Here is a 14,845-nt window from a genome sequence, read left to right on the forward strand (position 1 = left end):
CGCCCGCGGGCCGGGTCGGACCCGATCGCCCGATCCGGTCGCCGGCCCGGGACGCCCGGTTTCGGAACCGATTCCGGTTTCGGTGCGAAGCCGTTGGCAGTACGCCGATCTCACCGGTGGACACCGGATGGACCAGCACCGACGAGGTCATGATCGTCTGGTGACCGAACCGTGATGTCCCGTCGTTGTCCCGCCACTTGACAACGCTGTCAATGCTGGAGCACTCTGGTGGCACGCCCCGCTCCGGGGTGACCGCAGTCACAGGATGCCAGCAGTTCCGGCGAGTGACAACGCTGTCACCGAGAGTGCGGGGTGACGGCGGCGCTGCCTTCCTGGCGGCGCCGTCCCTCCGGCCGCCCGGTCGGGCGGACCGACCTGTGGACAGGAGGGCACCGATGCTCATCGCCACGCCCAACCTGTGCCTGGACGTCACCGTCCGCATCCCGCAGCTGGTCCCCGGCGGCATCCACCGGGCCACCTCCACCACGACCACCGCCGGCGGCAAGGGCGTCAACGTCTCCCGTGCCGCCCGGGCGCTGTCCGGCGTGGAGGCCGCCACCCCGGTACTCATGGGCTTCCTGCCGGTGGACGACGGCGACCGTTTCGCCCGGCTCTACCAGGCCGAGGAGTCCGGCCGGCTGCTGCCGGTCGCGGTGCCGGGCGTCATGCGGCTGGCCACGATCCTGCTGCCGGCCGACGGACCGGTCACCGTGATCAACGGTCGCGGACCGGACATCGACCCGGCCACCTGGTCCCGCTTCTGCTCCAAGCTGGCCCGCGCGCTGACCGGCCAGGACGTGCTGCTGTGCTCCGGCTCGCTGCCGCCCGGCGTCCCGGTGGACGGCTATGCCCAACTCGTCCGGTTGGCCCGCTCAGCCGGCGTGCCGGTGCTGGTCGACGCCGCCCCCGCCGTGCTCGAGGCCGCCCTGCCGGCCGGCCCGGACCTGGTGTCCCCCAACCTGTCCGAGGCCGAGGGTCTGCTGGACGGCCGGGTCGACGAGCAGGTGCACGAGGAGGGCGACGACATCCCGGACCGGGCCATCCGGGCCGCGAAGGAGCTGCACGCCCGCGGTGCGCGACGCGCCGTCGTCACCGCCGGTTCCGCCGGCGCGGCGTTGGCCACCGACGACGGCAGCTGGTGGCTGGAGGCCGTCCGGGTGGACGCCGTGAACCCGATCGGTGCTGGTGACTGCTTCGCCGCCGGCGCGGCCCTCGCCCTGACCACCGGCGCCTCCGACGTCGACGTGGTGCGGCGCGGGATGGCCGCCGCCACGGCCTCCGTCGAGCACCCGGTCGCCGGGCGTCTCGATCCCGCCCGTGCCGCAGGACTCTTCGAGCAGATCACCGCGGTGTCCCGATGAGCACCACGCGCGCGACCGTGTACGACGTGGCCCGGCTGTCCGGGGTCTCGATCAAGACCGTGTCCCGGGTCGTCAACGGCTCGCTGCAGGTCTCCGAGACGACCCGGGCCAAGGTGCTGGACGCCGTGGCCGAGCTCGGCTACGTCCGCAACCCGATCGCCCACTCCCTGCGCACCGGCTCGTCGGACACCATCGGCGTCGTCGTCGACTCGATCAGCGACCACTTCTTCTCCGCACTGGTCTCCGTGGTCGAGGAGCGCGCGCTGGCCAAGGGTTTCAGCGTGCTGATCGGCTCCACCGGCCGCGATCCGGGCCGCGAGCGCGGGCAGGTGCAGCGGATGCTGCAGCAGAACGTCGCCGGACTGCTGCTGGCGCCGAACACCTCCGACCACAGTTACCTGCTGGGCACCGCCGGCGACCTGCCGATGGTGCTCATCGACCGCGGCTGGGAGCTCCCCGGCTTCGACACCGTCGGGGTCCAGGACCACAGCGGCGGTTACGCCGCGACCCAGCACCTGCTGCGGCACGGCCATCGCCGGATCGCCTTCCTCGGCGAGGACATCCGGCTGGAGACCATCACCCACCGGCGCAGCGGGTACCACGACGCGCTGGCCGATGCCGGTGTACCGCTGGACGAGTCGCTGATCCGGACGGACTGCAGCGAGGCACCGATCGCGGCGCTGGCGACCCTGGAGCTGCTCACGCAGCCGAATCCGCCGACCGCCATCTTCTCGTCCAACCCCCGGGCGAGCCTCGGTTCCGTCTCCGCCCTGCACCGGGCCGGCCGGACCGACGTCGCCTTCGTCAGCTTCGGTGACTTCGACCTGGCCGACGCCCTGTCCCCCGCGATCTCGATCATCGACCAGGACCCGACCCCGATCGCCGTCGCGGCGGCGGACCGGCTGCTGGACCGGATGGCCGGCGAGAGCGGCCCGGCGCAGCAGATCGTGCTGCCCATCACGTTGATCGAACGAGGTTCCGGAGAAATCGCTCCATGATCCCCCTGCTGATGCCCCCCAACATCCTCGACCACTTCTACCTCGGTGGCGAGCGGATCGCCGAGCTGCGCGGCACCGACATGCCCTCGCCGCGGCGACCCGAGGAGTGGCTGGCCGCCACCACCCGCCGGGCCGGCGAAGGTGACACCGGACTGTCCCGGACCCCGGACGGCGCGCTGCTGCGCGACCTGATCGCCGCCGACCCGATCGCCTGGCTGGGCAGCGATGCCGGCCCCTCCGGCGACAACGGGATCCTGGTCAAGCTTCTCGATCCGGGCCAGCGGCTGCCGGTGCACGTGCACCCGGAGCGGCCGTTCTCTGTGGCGCACCTGGACTGCCCGTACGGCAAGACCGAGGCCTGGTACGTGCTGGCCACCAGCGGCGAACAGCCCTCGGTGTGGCTCGGCTGGACCGAGGACGTCGACCCGGCCGAACTGGCCGAGCGGATCGACGCGCAGGACTCGGAGTGGATGCTCTCCCGCATGCACCGGCTGGACGTGAAGCCGGGCGACGGCATCCTGGTCCCGGCCGGCACCACGCACGCCATCGGATCCGGCGTGTTCGTCGCCGAGGTGCAGGAGCCCACGGACTTCTCGATCCTGCTGGAGTGGATCGTCACCACGGCCACCCGCGAGGAATCGCACCTGGACCTGGGTTTCCCGCTCGCCCTGCAGGCCCTCAACCACCACGGCTGGTCGGCCGACGAGGTCGCCGACCTGGTGCTGCACACCGATCCGGCGCGCCGGTCCGACCTGCCGATCCGGCTGCTCCCTCCGCAGGCCGACCCGTTCTTCCTGCTGCACCGGGTCGCCCCGGCCGCGGCGGCGGTCCCGGTGGACGCCGGCTTCGCCGTGGTCGTCGTGCTCGACGGCTCCGGCACCGTGTCCGGCACCGGCGGCAGCCTGGACGTCACCCGCGGCCAGGTGCTGGCCGTGCCCCACGACTTCGGCGACTGGACCGCTTCCGGCGCCCTCGATCTCGTCGTCTGCCGGCCCGGTGCGGGCTGGCCGGCGACCCTGCACCACGGAACGGCGGTCGCGCAGTGAGCATCGACATCCTGCTCGGCGTCGACGTCGGCACCTCCGACTCCAAGGTGCTGGTCACCCGCCTCGACGGCAGCGAGATCACCGCCGTGGCCACTCCGACCGTGTGGCGCAACCACGGCGGGAAGTTCACCGACTGCGACGCGTCCACCCTGGCCGACGGCGTGTTCGGCCTGCTCGGCCGGGCGGTCGCGGCGGCCACCGACCTGGTCGGCCCGGTGACCGTGGCCGCGGTGGCGATCACCGGCATGGCCGAGGCCGGCGTCCTGCTGGATGCCGACAACCGGCCGGTGCATCCCGTTCTCGCCTGGTTCGACCCGCGCGGCGGGGAGGAGATGCTGCGGCTGCCGCAGGAGCTGCTCACCGAGTTCTGCGGCCGCACCGGTCTGCCGGTGTCCGCGCTGTGCACGGTGGCCAAGCTGGCCTGGATGCGCGAGCAGGGCACCGACCTGGCCGCGCACCGCTGGCTCAACGTCCCCGAGTACCTGGCCTTCCGGCTGGGCGGCGAGCAGGTCGGCGAGATGTCGCTGGTCGCCCGCACCGGCCTGATGGACCAGGACACCGAGACGCTCTGGCCGGAGATGCTCGAGGCCCTCGGCGCCACCGCCGATCTCATCGCCCCGCTGGTCCCGGCCGGTACCCCCCTCGGCCGGATCTCCGGCAACGACGTGCCCACCGCGCTGCACGGCGCGGTGGTCACCGTGGCCGGGCACGACCACCCGGTCGCCGCCGTCGGTTGCGGTGTGGTCGGCTCCGCCGAGGTGTTCGACTCCTTCGGTACCGCCGAGGCTCTCGTCCGCACCGTGGACGGCAACCTGGCGTTCGACGCCCGCGAGCGGTTGGGCCGCGAGGGCATCAACAGCGTGCACCACGTGCTCGAGGGGCGGCGGCTGCTGCTGGGCGGCACCAAGGCCGGCCTGCTGCTGCGCCGCACCCTCAACATGCTCGGTGCCGGCGAGCCGTCGCGGCGCGCCGAACTGGACGCCGCCGCGGTCGCCGCGGCGGAGCAGTACCCCGGTGCGGTGCCCGGGATCTCGGTGTCCGGCGCACTGAACGCCGACGGCACCCTGAAGATCACCGCCACCGGGGACGACATCACCCCCGGCATGCTCTGGCACGCGGTCGTCGCCCACGGGATCGACGAGGCCGCACGGTGTCTGGAGCTGATGGAGCGCGAGGTCGGACCGACCAGCGCCGCAGTCGTGGCCGGCGGGTGGATGCGCATGCAGTCCGTCCGCCGGTCCAAGCAGGATTCCCTGCCCGACGTCCGGTTCTCGGACCGTTCGCAGGCAGGGGCGTTCGGCGCCAGCATGTTCGCAGCACATGCGCATGCGCACGCCGAGAACCTCCGCGCCGCCGGTGATCCCACCGGTGTCGCGGTCACGGTGCCGGTCGGTCCCAGCGAGCAGTTCGCGGCCGACTACACCCGGACCACCCGTTCGCAGACACCGGCGGACCAGCCGGCCGTCCCCAGCCGCTGACCCGGCGACACCACAGGAGATCCAGTTCATGACAGACAGCTTCGCCGCCCTGAAGAACATCGCCACCGCTGACGGCACCTTCGCCATCGTGGCGATGGACCAGCGCAACACGCTGAAGCGCATGTACCACTCCGTCGGCATCGCCGACCCGTCGGATGCCGAACTGACCGACATCAAGGCGGACACCGTGCAGGCCCTGCGCGGCGTCGGCTCCGGCTTCCTGCTCGACCCGACCTACGGCGTGCCGGCCCTGGCCCAGCTGCCCACCGACGGCCCGTCCTACGGCGTGCTGGTGGCGGCCGAGCCGTCGGTCCGCGGCAACGTGAACGGGGAGCCCCGCACCCACCGCGACCCGGCGCTGAACGCGCAGTGGGTCAAGGACCAGGGCGGCGACGCCGTCAAGTTCCTGGTGCAGCTGCGCGCCGACCGCACCGCCGCCCCCGGCGAGCCGGACATCACCGCCGAGGTGCTGGAGGTCGTCAAGCAGGTCGTCGCGGACTGCCGCGAGGTCGGGATCCCTTCCGTCGTCGAGAACCTCATCTTCCCGCTGGCCGGCGAGGAGCCGCCGACCGCCCAGCAGCGCGCCGACCGGATCATCGAGGCCGCGGTCATGCTGGACGAGCTGCGCCCCGACCTGATCAAGCTCGAGTACCCGGGTGACGCGGCCTCCTGCCGCAAGCTGGCCGACTCGCTGCACAGCCCGTGGGCCGTGCTCTCGGCCGGCGTCGGGTTCGACCAGTTCGCCGAGGCGCTGCGCGTCTCCTGCGACGAGGGCGGCACCAGCGGCTTCATCGCCGGCCGCTCCATCTGGAAGGAAGCAGTCGGGATGTCCCGTCCGGAGCGGCAGGAGTTCCTCGGCAACGAGGGCCGTCGCCGGCTGGACAACCTGGTGAAGGTGATCGACGGGCGTGCGCGCCCCTACACGGAGGTGGTGACGACCGCATGACCCCTATCCTCGAAGCCCGCTCACTGTCGCGCAGTTTCGGGCACGTCCGCGCTCTGGACGAGGCCGACTTCGAGATCAACGCCGGTGAGGTGGTCGCCCTGATCGGCGACAACGGTGCCGGCAAGTCCACTCTCACCAAGGCGCTGACCGGCAACCTGGAGCTCGACTCCGGCCAGATCCTGTTCGAGGGAAGCCCGGTGGAGCTGCACGACCCGCAGCAGGTCTCCGCGATGGGGATCGAGGTGGTGCACCAGGATCTCGCCCTGGCGCCCCATCTGGACCCCGCGCAGAACGTGTTCCTGGGCCGGGAGATCCCGGCGAAGGGGCTGCTCGGCAAGTTCGGGTTCATGAACAACAAGGAGATGCGCAAGCAGGCCCGCGCCAGCTTCGACGAGCTCGGCGCCACGGTCCGCTCGCTCACCTCCCCGGTGGGCTCGATGTCCGGCGGTCAGCGCCAGGGCATCGCGATCGCCCGGGCGATCGCCTGGGCGTCGAAGGTCGTGTTCCTCGACGAGCCCACGGCGGCACTGGGTGTGGTGCAGACCAAGAACGTGCTGGACACGATCAAGCGGGTCCGGGACAAGGGCATCGCGGTGGTCTTCATCTCCCACTCGATGCCGCACGTGCTCGAGGTGTCCGACCGCATCCAGGTGATGCGCCTGGGTCGGCGGGTCGCGACCCTGCCGGCCGCGGGCACCACCGTCGAGCAGCTCGTGGGCGCCATGACCGGTGCCCTGGACTTCAGCACCAAGGAGGTGCCGGCGTGACCACCAGTGCCCCCGCGGCGAACTCGAACGCGCCCAGCGTCGACGACCAGCCGACCAGCATGCTCAAGCGGATCGCCGGTGTGCAGTCGGTCTGGATCCTGATGGTGCTGGTGGTGATCGTCGCGTTCTTCTCGATCACCGGTGGCAGCAGCTTCTTCTCGGGCTCCAACTTCACCGCGATCCTGCTGAACCTCGCGGTGCTGGCCGTGGTCGGCGTCGGGATGACCTTCGTGATCATCACCTCCGGCATCGACCTCTCGGTCGGGTCGGTGCTGGTGTTCGCCTCGGTCATCTCGGCCAAGGTGATGGAGGCCATGGGCGGACAGGGTTGGGGCGCAGCCACTGTCGGCATCATCGTGGCCATCCTGGGCGGCGGCGTGTGGGGCCTGATCAACGGCATCCTGGTCGCCAAGGCCAAGATCCCGCCGCTGATCGTCACCCTGGGCACACTGTCCATCGCGCTGTCCGCGGCGCAGATCGTCACCGACGGCCTGGACATCCGCTCCGTGCCCCGTGTCCTGACCGAGATCAATCTGTACGACCGGATTCTCGGTCTGCCGGCACTTGCCTTCGTGGCCTTGATCGTGGTCATCATCGGTGGCATCATCTTGCATCGCACCAAGTTCGGCCGGTACACCTACGCGATCGGTTCGAACGAGGAAGCGGCCCGCCGCGTCGGGGTCCGGGTGGATCGTCACCTGGTCTTCGTGTACCTGTTGTCCGGCCTGCTGGCCGGCCTCGGTGCCGTGCTCTACCTGATGCGGTTCGGTACCACCACCATCAGCGGCAACGCGCTGCTGAACCTCAACGTGATCACCGCGGTCGTCATCGGCGGCACCTCCATCTTCGGTGGTGTCGGTTCGATGTTCGGCACGGTCGTCGGCCTGTTCATCCCCGCGGTGCTGCAGGCCGGTCTGGTGATCATCGGCGTGCAGCCGTTCTGGCAGGGCGTTGCCGTCGGCTGCGTGCTGATCGCCGCGGTGTTCGTCGACCAGAGCCGCCGGGCGGCGGCGATGCGTGGATCGAAGAGGAAGAAGAAGCCCACCACCCCATCGGTGGGCGCGAGCAGTGCCAGCAGTGTCAGCAGCACCCCCAGCAGCACCAGTGGTTCCGCCGGAGAAGCGTCGGCGGATCTGCAGAAGACGGTCGGCACCGGGTCGGCCGTCGGATCACGAAAGGAATCGCAATGAAGCGTTCTGTCGTCCTGAAGACCGCAGCGGGCGCAGCCGTCGCCCTGCTCGCGGTGGCAGGATGCTCCTCCAGCCGGCCGGCGGAGAGCTCCACCACCGCCGCGCCGACCACGGCGGCCACCTCGGCCGCCACCAGTGCGTCGTCCGCGGGATCCTCCACCTCCGAGGCCACCTCGGCGGGTTCGTCGACGTCCGACGGCAGCTCGGCCGTCGCCCCCACCTCGGCGAGCAAGAACTACAACATCTCGTTCATCCAGGGCGTCGCCGGTGACGAGTTCTACATCTCCATGCAGTGCGGCATCGAGGCCGAGGCCGCGAAGCTGGGCGTCACCGTGAACACGCAGGGTGCGCAGAAGTTCGACCCGACCCTGCAGAGCCCGGTGCTCGACGGTGTCGTCGCCTCCAAGCCGGACGCGATCCTGATCGCCCCGACCGACGTCACCGCCATGCAGGCACCGCTGAAGGCCGCGGCCGACGCCGGCATCAAGGTCGTCCTCGTCGACACCACCGTCGACGACCCGTCCTTCGCCGTCTCGCAGGTGTCCTCGGACAACCTGGGTGGCGGAAAGGCCGCGTTCGACGCCATCAAGCAGCTGAATCCGGACGGCGGCAAGGTCCTGGTCATCTCGGTCGACCCGGGCATCTCCACCACCGACGCCCGCGTGAAGGGCTTCGAGGACGCGGCCAACGCCGACTCCGCCTTCACCTACCTGGGTGTGCAGTACTCGCACAACGATCCGGCCACCGCCGCGCAGCTGGTCTCGGCCGCCCTGCAGAAGGATCCCGACATCGTCGGCGTCTTCGCCACCAACCTCTTCGCCGCCGAGGGCACCGCCCAGGGCATCCGTGAAGCCGGCAAGCAGGGTGCGATCGACGTCGTCGGCTTCGACGCCGGCCCGAACCAGGTCGAGGCGCTGAAGGAGGGCACCGTCCAGGCGCTCGTCGCCCAGCAGCCCGCCACCATCGGCACCGACGGTCTGGACCAGGCCGTCGCCGCGCTCGACGGCGGCACCATCACCCCGGTGATCCAGACCGGCTTCTCGATCATCACCCAGGAGAACGTCGAGGGCAACGAGGCTGTGTACCAGTCCTCCTGCTGACGCAGACCCTCGGTGGTTCCTGGAACGAGCAGTCCCTGACTCACCAGTTCCACCAGCATCACCGCACCAGACCCCGGAGCCCCCGGTCCGCCACAGGACCGGGGGCTCCGGCCTTTCCCGGGAGTCCGGCGGGTCCGGGAGTCCGGCGGGTCCGGGAGGTCCGTGAGGTCCGTGAGGTCCGGGAGTCCGGCGGGTCCGCGGGCAGGCAGTCGGCGGTCCGCGGTCAGTCAAAGAAAGGCAGTCCGGCGGCAAGGCAGTCCGGTCGGCGGCCGTCCGGGACCACTTTTCGTACGACTCACGGAAATCCGTCCCCGGATGGACCCGGGTCCTGACGCCGCGGCGCTTCGGGGCGGACGCGGACCCGGCCGGCACCCGCGACCGTGCCCCGCAGTCGTTGCGGGGCCGAAAAACCACACTCCGGCGGATTCAAGCGGTCATCGCAACACCTGGTGGTTGTGTCGGGTTCAGTAGAGCATCCATTCGCTCGGCGGGCGTGGCCCATCCGAGGGTCTTTCGGGGTCTGCCGTTGAGTTCCTGAGCGACGTGGCGCAGGTGGTCCGCGCTGTGCTGGGACAGGTCGGTGCCCTTGGGGAAGTACTGGCGGAGCAGGCCGTTGGTGTTCTCGTTGCTGCCCCGCTGCCATGGGCTGGCCGGGTCGCAGAAGTAGACCGGGGCGCCGGTGGCGATGGTGAACGCGCGGTGTGCGGCCATCTCCGATCCCTGGTCCCAGGTCAGCGAAGCCCGTAGGTGCTCGGGCAGGCTGCCGATCAACTGGATCAGCACGTCCCGCACCGCGGGGGCATCATGCCCGGCCGGGAGATGCCCGAGCAGCACGTACCTGGTCTGCCGCTCGACGAGAGTGATGATCGCGGAACGGTTCTCACGCCCGGTGATGAGGTCACCCTCCCAGTGGCCGGGCACCGCCCGGTCGGCGACCTCGGCCGGCCGGTCCGCGATCCCGACCGTGTCGGTGAACCGGGGCCGGTCTTGCTGCGGGTCACGGTGCGGTGTGCGGCGGATCCGGCCGGTCCGCAACCCGGCGGCGACCTCCCGTTTCAGGCCGCCGCGGGCCTGGACGTACAAGGCCTGGTAGATCGTTTCCACGCTGACCCGCATCCGATCATCGTCCGGGAACTTGTTGATCAGGTCGTTGCTGATCTGCTCCGGTGACCAGCGTGTTCCCAGACTGGCATGCACGAACGAACGCAACGGACCCGGCACCGCCAGCTTGCACGACCGGGGCCGGACCCGCCGGGCCGCGGACTCCTGCTGCGCCCGCCACGGCCGATACCCGCCGGCCGGGTCGCTGTTGGCATCCAGCTCCCGCTTGATCGTGGACGCCGACCGGCCCAACTCCCGACCGATCGCCCGCAACGAACAGCCCTATTCACGCAGCTCAGCGATCCTCTCCCGGTCCCGCAGCGACAGGAACCGCGGGTGCAACAACTTCCCCGAACGGGCGATCGAGGCCTGCAGTTCCTGGGAAAGCGCAAGTTTCATCTCAGCGGTGTAGCCCACCCGACGCCCGTCCGGATAGACCCGAACATCGCCATCGGCCTTGCGGATCCCGCGATCCCAGTCGTACGCAGACCGGCGACCGATCCCGACCTGGCGGGCGGCATCCTTGACCGACACGCCCTGCCCCCGCAGCCGGAAGAACTCCTCCCGACCAGGATGCGGCCGCCGCCCCGACTTCTTCGGTGCGAGCCCCGCCTTCCGAGCCCAGTGATACGCAGTGTTCTGATGGACTCCCAACTCCCGCGCCACAGCGGTCAAGCTGTCCAAACGTGTGTAAGCGTCCAGGAACTCCTCCCGGACCCGATCCCAGATCGTCATCGCGAACTCCCCTGAACAGGGGCGTTGCGATGACCACTTGAACTTGCCTCCGTGTAGCGAAACGGCCAGCGAAGCGCCGACCCCGGATCCCGCCGACTCCCGGGCCCCTGCACCACATTCCCGCTGGACCATTGCCCCCGCCGCAGGCAAATCGGGGACCGTTTCCGTCGCCCACCGATGGTTCCGGTCCCCGATCCCACCGCGACCACCGCTGCCGACCGGACAGCCCCACCTGGCCCTCCACCCTCGAGAGCCCTTCTCTTCCAGGCGATCTTGACCGTCGCCAACCGCCGCCCGCCAGCGCTCGCGGACCTTCCCGCTCCAGCGCAGAAGCGGTCCGACATCCGAACGCAACCGCTCCCACCCGACGCCACCACCCCGCCCTCAGAGCGAGTCGAGCAGGGCCTTCAACGGTGCCGGCGACCGCTCCACCCCCAGCGCCCGGACGAGGACCGGGCCGTAGTGGATCTTGCGACCGCTCCCGCTGCCGAAGAAGCGGCGGAGGCGGGCGGTGTCGGGGCGGCCGGCCTGGGCGGGCTGCCGCTGGAAGGTGCGGAAGGAGCTGAGATGGCCCTCCGCAGCGAGGATCTCCTCGATCACCGGCACCCCCAGCGCCCGGATCAGTTCGTCCTCCAGATCCTTGACGCAGATCTGGAAGCCGAGCCCGGGCAGGTCCTCGGGCGTCGGGTCGCCGTACCCGGTGCGGCGCAGACCCTCGACGAAGAAACGGGTCTCGGCGACGTCGCAGAGCCCGACCACCCGCAACCCGCGGCCCTGCACACCGAACGCCGCCAGGCAATGGCGGATGTTCGTCGCACCGGCCATCGGCAGCACCGCGACACCCTCGGCATCCAGGTCCCGCCCGGCGCACCGGGCCAGTTCCGACACCGCTCCCGCGTCACTCCGACCCTCCACGAGCACCACGGTCCGGGCGTCCGGCAGTGGCTCCAGCCAGGCCGGCCGCGGCGTCCGCGACGTCGTGGGACGGGTCAGTGGGTCAGACCTCCGGGTCCTGGTTCTGCAGGTCGGCCAGCACGGCCGGGTCCTGCGCCTCCATCCAGTCGATGAGGTCCCGGTTGGTGACGCAGTAGGTGTCGGCCTTGCCGCAGGTCTCGAGCACGAAGTTGGCGATCGCGTCGGAGTAGGCGTTGTTGTTCCACGAGTTGAAGTGGTTGCCCAGGATCAGCGGCGCCCGGTTGCCGTTGAACGTCGCGTTGTACATGTCGCGATAGGTGTCCAGCACCTGCTGCGAGTCCTGCGCCGACTCCGCCTCGGTCACGCCCTCCGAGTTCGCCTCGCGCTGCGTGTAGTAGAAGTTGTAGTCCATCGTGATCTGGAAGTGGTCGGTGCCGTGGATCGGGTACTCGGCCATCCCGATCTGCCAGATCTTGTTCTCCTTCGACTTCAGCGGCCAGCTGATGCCGTGCTTGGTGAAAGAGCTGTCGTAGTCCATGTTGTGGGCCTTGTAGGCCGGGAACAGGTCCTCCGCATGGCCTTCCAGGCAGGGCGTGCGGCCGCCGCGGATCTCCGACGGGTCGATGTTCAGCTTGTCGGTGATGCCGTTGTTGGCGTCGACGTTCGCCACCAGCGAGAAGAACTGGTCGAGCTCGTTGTTCCAGTCGGCGGTGTTCCACACGTTGCCGCTGGGGTCGTTGCCCTCGCAGAAGTGGCCGTTGAAGTGGGTGCCGATCTCGTCGCCGCGGTTGATCGCGTCGTTGAGGTCGTTGATCTCGGGCACCAGGTCGGCCGGCTCGTTCCAGCTGATGGAGGCGGCCCCCGGGTTGTGGCCCGGGCCCTGGTACTTCTCCTTGGTCTCCGTCGTCAGCATGTAGGTGCCGGACAGGAAGCCGGTGAAGTGGAACGGCACCTTGGTCTGGATGTCCTTCCAGTACTGCCACTTCTCGTGCCAGCCGACGCCGTCGAAGCTGACCACCACGAACTGCGGCGCCTTCTCCCCGGCGGCCAGTTTGGTGATCTTGAAGCCGTCCGGCTCCACCTTGATCACCTCGCCGGTCGGGTCCTGGTACTGCGGCAGGTCCGCGACGCCGGGGGCGACGGTGCCGGTGGCCGGGTTCGTGCTGGAGGACGTCGAGGGCGGCGCGCTCGAGGTGGGCGGCGCGCTCGAGGTCGACGGCGGTGCGCTCGAGGTGCTGGGGGCCGTGCTGGTCGACGGCGCCGTGCTCGACGAGGGAGCGGCGCTCGAGCTCGACGGGTCGGCCGGACCCGCGGTCACCGTGACGTTGCTGGTGACGGTGACCGCCGCGTCGTCGGAACTGCTGCCGCAGGCGCTGAGCAGCAACGATGCGGCGATCAGCGCTCCGGTGGCGGCGATGCGGGAGCGGGAGCGGTACCAGACCTTCGTTCTCACCGGACAGACTGTAGTCGCCGCACCACTCCGGGTACGGCGAACGGGAGGAGTCACCCCGATGCACCGCAGGTGGGCGCACGGCCTGGTCATGCTGTTCGTCCTCGGAGCGGCCTCGCTGGTCACCCCTGCCGCGTCGGCACACACGGTCGCGACACCGGTGTCCGCGGACGCCGCAGTTGCAACGGGGTCAGTGGTCGCGACGGCGGCTTTCGCCACGTCGACGCCTGTCGTTGCAGCAGCCTGCACTGGCGCGACCGGGGTGACCGTGGTGGTCGACAAGGGCGTCGAGCCGGCCGCGGCCGGTTGCGCTCCAGGCGATCCGACGGACGGTCTTTCCGCACTCGGCGCGGCCGACTTCCCGTACGAGTTCGTGCCCCGACAGCCGGGTCTGGTCTGCACGATCGATGACTACCCCGCCTCCTGCAACGGCGCCCCGTCGACCGCCTACTGGTCGTACTGGCACGCGGTCCCCGGCGGCACCTGGATCTACTCGACGAAGGGCGCCGGCTCCTACGACCCGGCCCCGGGCACCGTGGAGGGGTGGGCGTTCGGCGCCGGCACTCCGCCGCGCATCGACCCGCCGCCGGCGCAACCCGGCACCTACCGCCCGACCACCCCGATCCGCAGCTTCGACACCCGTACCGGGCTCGGCACCGCGAAGCGCACGTTGGCCCCGGGCGCGTCGATCACCGTCACCCTCGCCGGCCGGACCGGGGTCCCGCAGCAGGTGGGGGCGGTGGCGCTGACCGTCTCGGTGGTCGGCCCGACCGCCGCCGGCACCATCTCTGCCGCACCGGCCGGGGTCACCGCGCGCACCGCTGCCATCAACTTCAGCCGCGGCACCAGCATCTCCGGACTGCTCATCGTCCCGACCTCCGCCGCCGGCCGCATCACCCTGACCAACAACTCCACCGGCACCGTCCACCTCGTCGGCGACGTCGCCGGCTGGTACCGGACCGGCACCCCGACCGCCGCAGGCACCTTCACCGCACTCACCCCGACCCGCAGCTTCGACACCCGGACCGGCCTCGGCACCGCCAAGCGCACCCTCGCACCTGGTGCGTCGATCACCGTCACCGTGGCCGGGCGGACCGGGGTCCCGATCGGGGCGGCCGCTGTGGCGCTGACCCTGTCCGCCGTCGGCCCGACCGCCGCGGGCACCATCTCCGCAGCACCGGCCGGGGTCACCGCGCGCACCGCTGCCATCAACTTCAGCCGCGGCACCAGCATCTCCGGACTGCTCATCGTCCCGACCTCCGCCGCCGGCCGCATCACCCTGACCAACAACTCCACCGGCATCGTCCACCTCGTCGGCGACGTCGCCGGCTGGTACCGCAGCGGCACCCCGACCGCCGGCGGCAGCCTGGTCGCGGTCGATCCGGTCCGCACGCTGGACACCCGGACCGGGCTCGGCGCGGCCCGTGGGCCGCTGGCGCCCGGGGAGTCGATCACCGTGCGGATCGCTGGGCGTCCCGGCGTGCCGTCGACGGGCGCCGGATCCGTGGCGCTGACCCTGTCGGTGGTGTCACCGACAGCGGCCGGCACCGTCACCGCCTATCCCGCGGGCAGCGCCGCACCGCTGGCCGCGGCGATCAACTGGACGAAGGGCGTCAACATCTCCGGCCTGACCGTGGTGCAGCTCGGTGCCGGCGGATCAGTGGTGCTGCGCAACAACTCGACCGGAACTGTGCACCTGGTCGGCGATGTCACCGCCTACCATCGGGGCTGACGATCGGTACGCGGGGGCGGGCACCG

Annotated in this window: 11 protein-coding genes and 1 pseudogene; 9 read left to right on the forward strand and 3 right to left on the reverse strand. The window is 70.7% G+C overall.

Going from position 1 to position 14,845, the window contains the following annotated elements; translation table 11 throughout:
* Positions 1-395: 395 nt before the first annotated feature.
* From GIS00_RS16895 to GIS00_RS16930, 8 genes are read left to right on the forward strand one after another with little or no spacing between them, the layout of a single operon-like run.
* A complete protein-coding gene (locus GIS00_RS16895) occupies positions 396-1,361 on the forward strand; it encodes a 1-phosphofructokinase family hexose kinase (protein WP_196073324.1) in 966 nt (321 codons plus the stop codon).
* The gene (locus GIS00_RS16900) at positions 1,358-2,359 is read left to right on the forward strand and encodes a LacI family DNA-binding transcriptional regulator (RefSeq protein ID WP_154769583.1); all 1,002 of its coding nucleotides are present in this window, start codon (positions 1,358-1,360) and stop codon (positions 2,357-2,359) included. The genes GIS00_RS16895 and GIS00_RS16900 overlap by 4 nt, the downstream gene beginning before the upstream one ends.
* Complete coding sequence (locus GIS00_RS16905; RefSeq protein ID WP_154769584.1) at positions 2,356-3,405, forward strand: class I mannose-6-phosphate isomerase; 1,050 nt, start codon at positions 2,356-2,358, stop codon at positions 3,403-3,405. Before GIS00_RS16900 ends, GIS00_RS16905 begins: the two co-directional genes overlap by 4 nt.
* Entirely contained in the window at positions 3,402-4,883 is a 1,482-nt protein-coding gene (locus GIS00_RS16910) for an FGGY-family carbohydrate kinase (protein ID WP_196073325.1), read from the forward strand. The genes GIS00_RS16905 and GIS00_RS16910 overlap by 4 nt, the downstream gene beginning before the upstream one ends.
* A gap of 28 nt (positions 4,884-4,911) precedes the next feature.
* Positions 4,912-5,829: a DUF2090 domain-containing protein gene (locus GIS00_RS16915; protein ID WP_196073326.1), complete on the forward strand. Its 918-nt coding sequence runs from the start codon at positions 4,912-4,914 to the stop codon at positions 5,827-5,829.
* A complete protein-coding gene (locus GIS00_RS16920; protein ID WP_154769587.1) occupies positions 5,826-6,596 on the forward strand; it encodes an ATP-binding cassette domain-containing protein in 771 nt (256 codons plus the stop codon). The genes GIS00_RS16915 and GIS00_RS16920 overlap by 4 nt, the downstream gene beginning before the upstream one ends.
* Positions 6,593-7,786 carry an ABC transporter permease gene (locus tag GIS00_RS16925; RefSeq protein WP_322098059.1) on the forward strand — a complete coding sequence of 398 codons (1,194 nt, stop codon included), beginning with the start codon at positions 6,593-6,595 and terminating at the stop codon, positions 7,784-7,786. Before GIS00_RS16920 ends, GIS00_RS16925 begins: the two co-directional genes overlap by 4 nt.
* Positions 7,783-8,886 carry an ABC transporter substrate-binding protein gene (locus GIS00_RS16930; RefSeq protein ID WP_154769588.1) on the forward strand — a complete coding sequence of 368 codons (1,104 nt, stop codon included), beginning with the start codon at positions 7,783-7,785 and terminating at the stop codon, positions 8,884-8,886. The genes GIS00_RS16925 and GIS00_RS16930 overlap by 4 nt, the downstream gene beginning before the upstream one ends.
* A 426-nt stretch (positions 8,887-9,312) precedes the next feature.
* Here the strand turns inward: GIS00_RS16930 and GIS00_RS16935 are convergent.
* From GIS00_RS16935 to GIS00_RS16945, 3 genes and pseudogenes are all read right to left on the reverse strand, one after another.
* Positions 9,313-10,521 (reverse strand): annotated as a pseudogene (locus GIS00_RS16935) (IS30 family transposase).
* A gap of 585 nt (positions 10,522-11,106) precedes the next feature.
* Positions 11,107-11,643 carry a TOPRIM nucleotidyl transferase/hydrolase domain-containing protein gene (locus GIS00_RS16940; protein WP_407666881.1) on the reverse strand — a complete coding sequence of 179 codons (537 nt, stop codon included), beginning with the start codon at positions 11,641-11,643 and terminating at the stop codon, positions 11,107-11,109.
* A 76-nt stretch (positions 11,644-11,719) separates the two neighbouring features.
* Positions 11,720-12,727, reverse strand: a complete 1,008-nt coding sequence (locus GIS00_RS16945) for a polysaccharide deacetylase family protein (protein WP_154769590.1) — start codon at positions 12,725-12,727, stop codon at positions 11,720-11,722.
* On the opposite strand from GIS00_RS16945, the gene GIS00_RS16950 reads away from it, so the two are divergent.
* The gene (locus tag GIS00_RS16950) at positions 12,699-14,819 is read left to right on the forward strand and encodes a hypothetical protein (RefSeq protein ID WP_154769591.1); all 2,121 of its coding nucleotides are present in this window, start codon (positions 12,699-12,701) and stop codon (positions 14,817-14,819) included. The genes GIS00_RS16945 and GIS00_RS16950 overlap by 29 nt on opposite strands.
* The last annotated feature ends 26 nt before the right edge of the window (positions 14,820-14,845 follow it).

The organism is Nakamurella alba (assembly GCF_009707545.1).
GTDB classification, from domain to species: domain Bacteria; phylum Actinomycetota; class Actinomycetes; order Mycobacteriales; family Nakamurellaceae; genus Nakamurella; species Nakamurella alba.

Bases quoted from the DNA above. Each gene is read 5' to 3' on its own strand.
- GIS00_RS16930 (WP_154769588.1), top strand. From the start codon at position 7,783: ATGAAGCGTTCTGTCGTCCTGAAGACCGCAGCGGGCGCAGCCGTCGCC.
- GIS00_RS16900 (WP_154769583.1), top strand. From the start codon at position 1,358: ATGAGCACCACGCGCGCGACCGTGTACGACGTGGCCCGGCTGTCCGGG.
- GIS00_RS16920 (WP_154769587.1), top strand. From the start codon at position 5,826: ATGACCCCTATCCTCGAAGCCCGCTCACTGTCGCGCAGTTTCGGGCAC.
- GIS00_RS16915 (WP_196073326.1), top strand. From the start codon at position 4,912: ATGACAGACAGCTTCGCCGCCCTGAAGAACATCGCCACCGCTGACGGC.
- GIS00_RS16895 (WP_196073324.1), top strand. From the start codon at position 396: ATGCTCATCGCCACGCCCAACCTGTGCCTGGACGTCACCGTCCGCATC.
- GIS00_RS16905 (WP_154769584.1), top strand. From the start codon at position 2,356: ATGATCCCCCTGCTGATGCCCCCCAACATCCTCGACCACTTCTACCTC.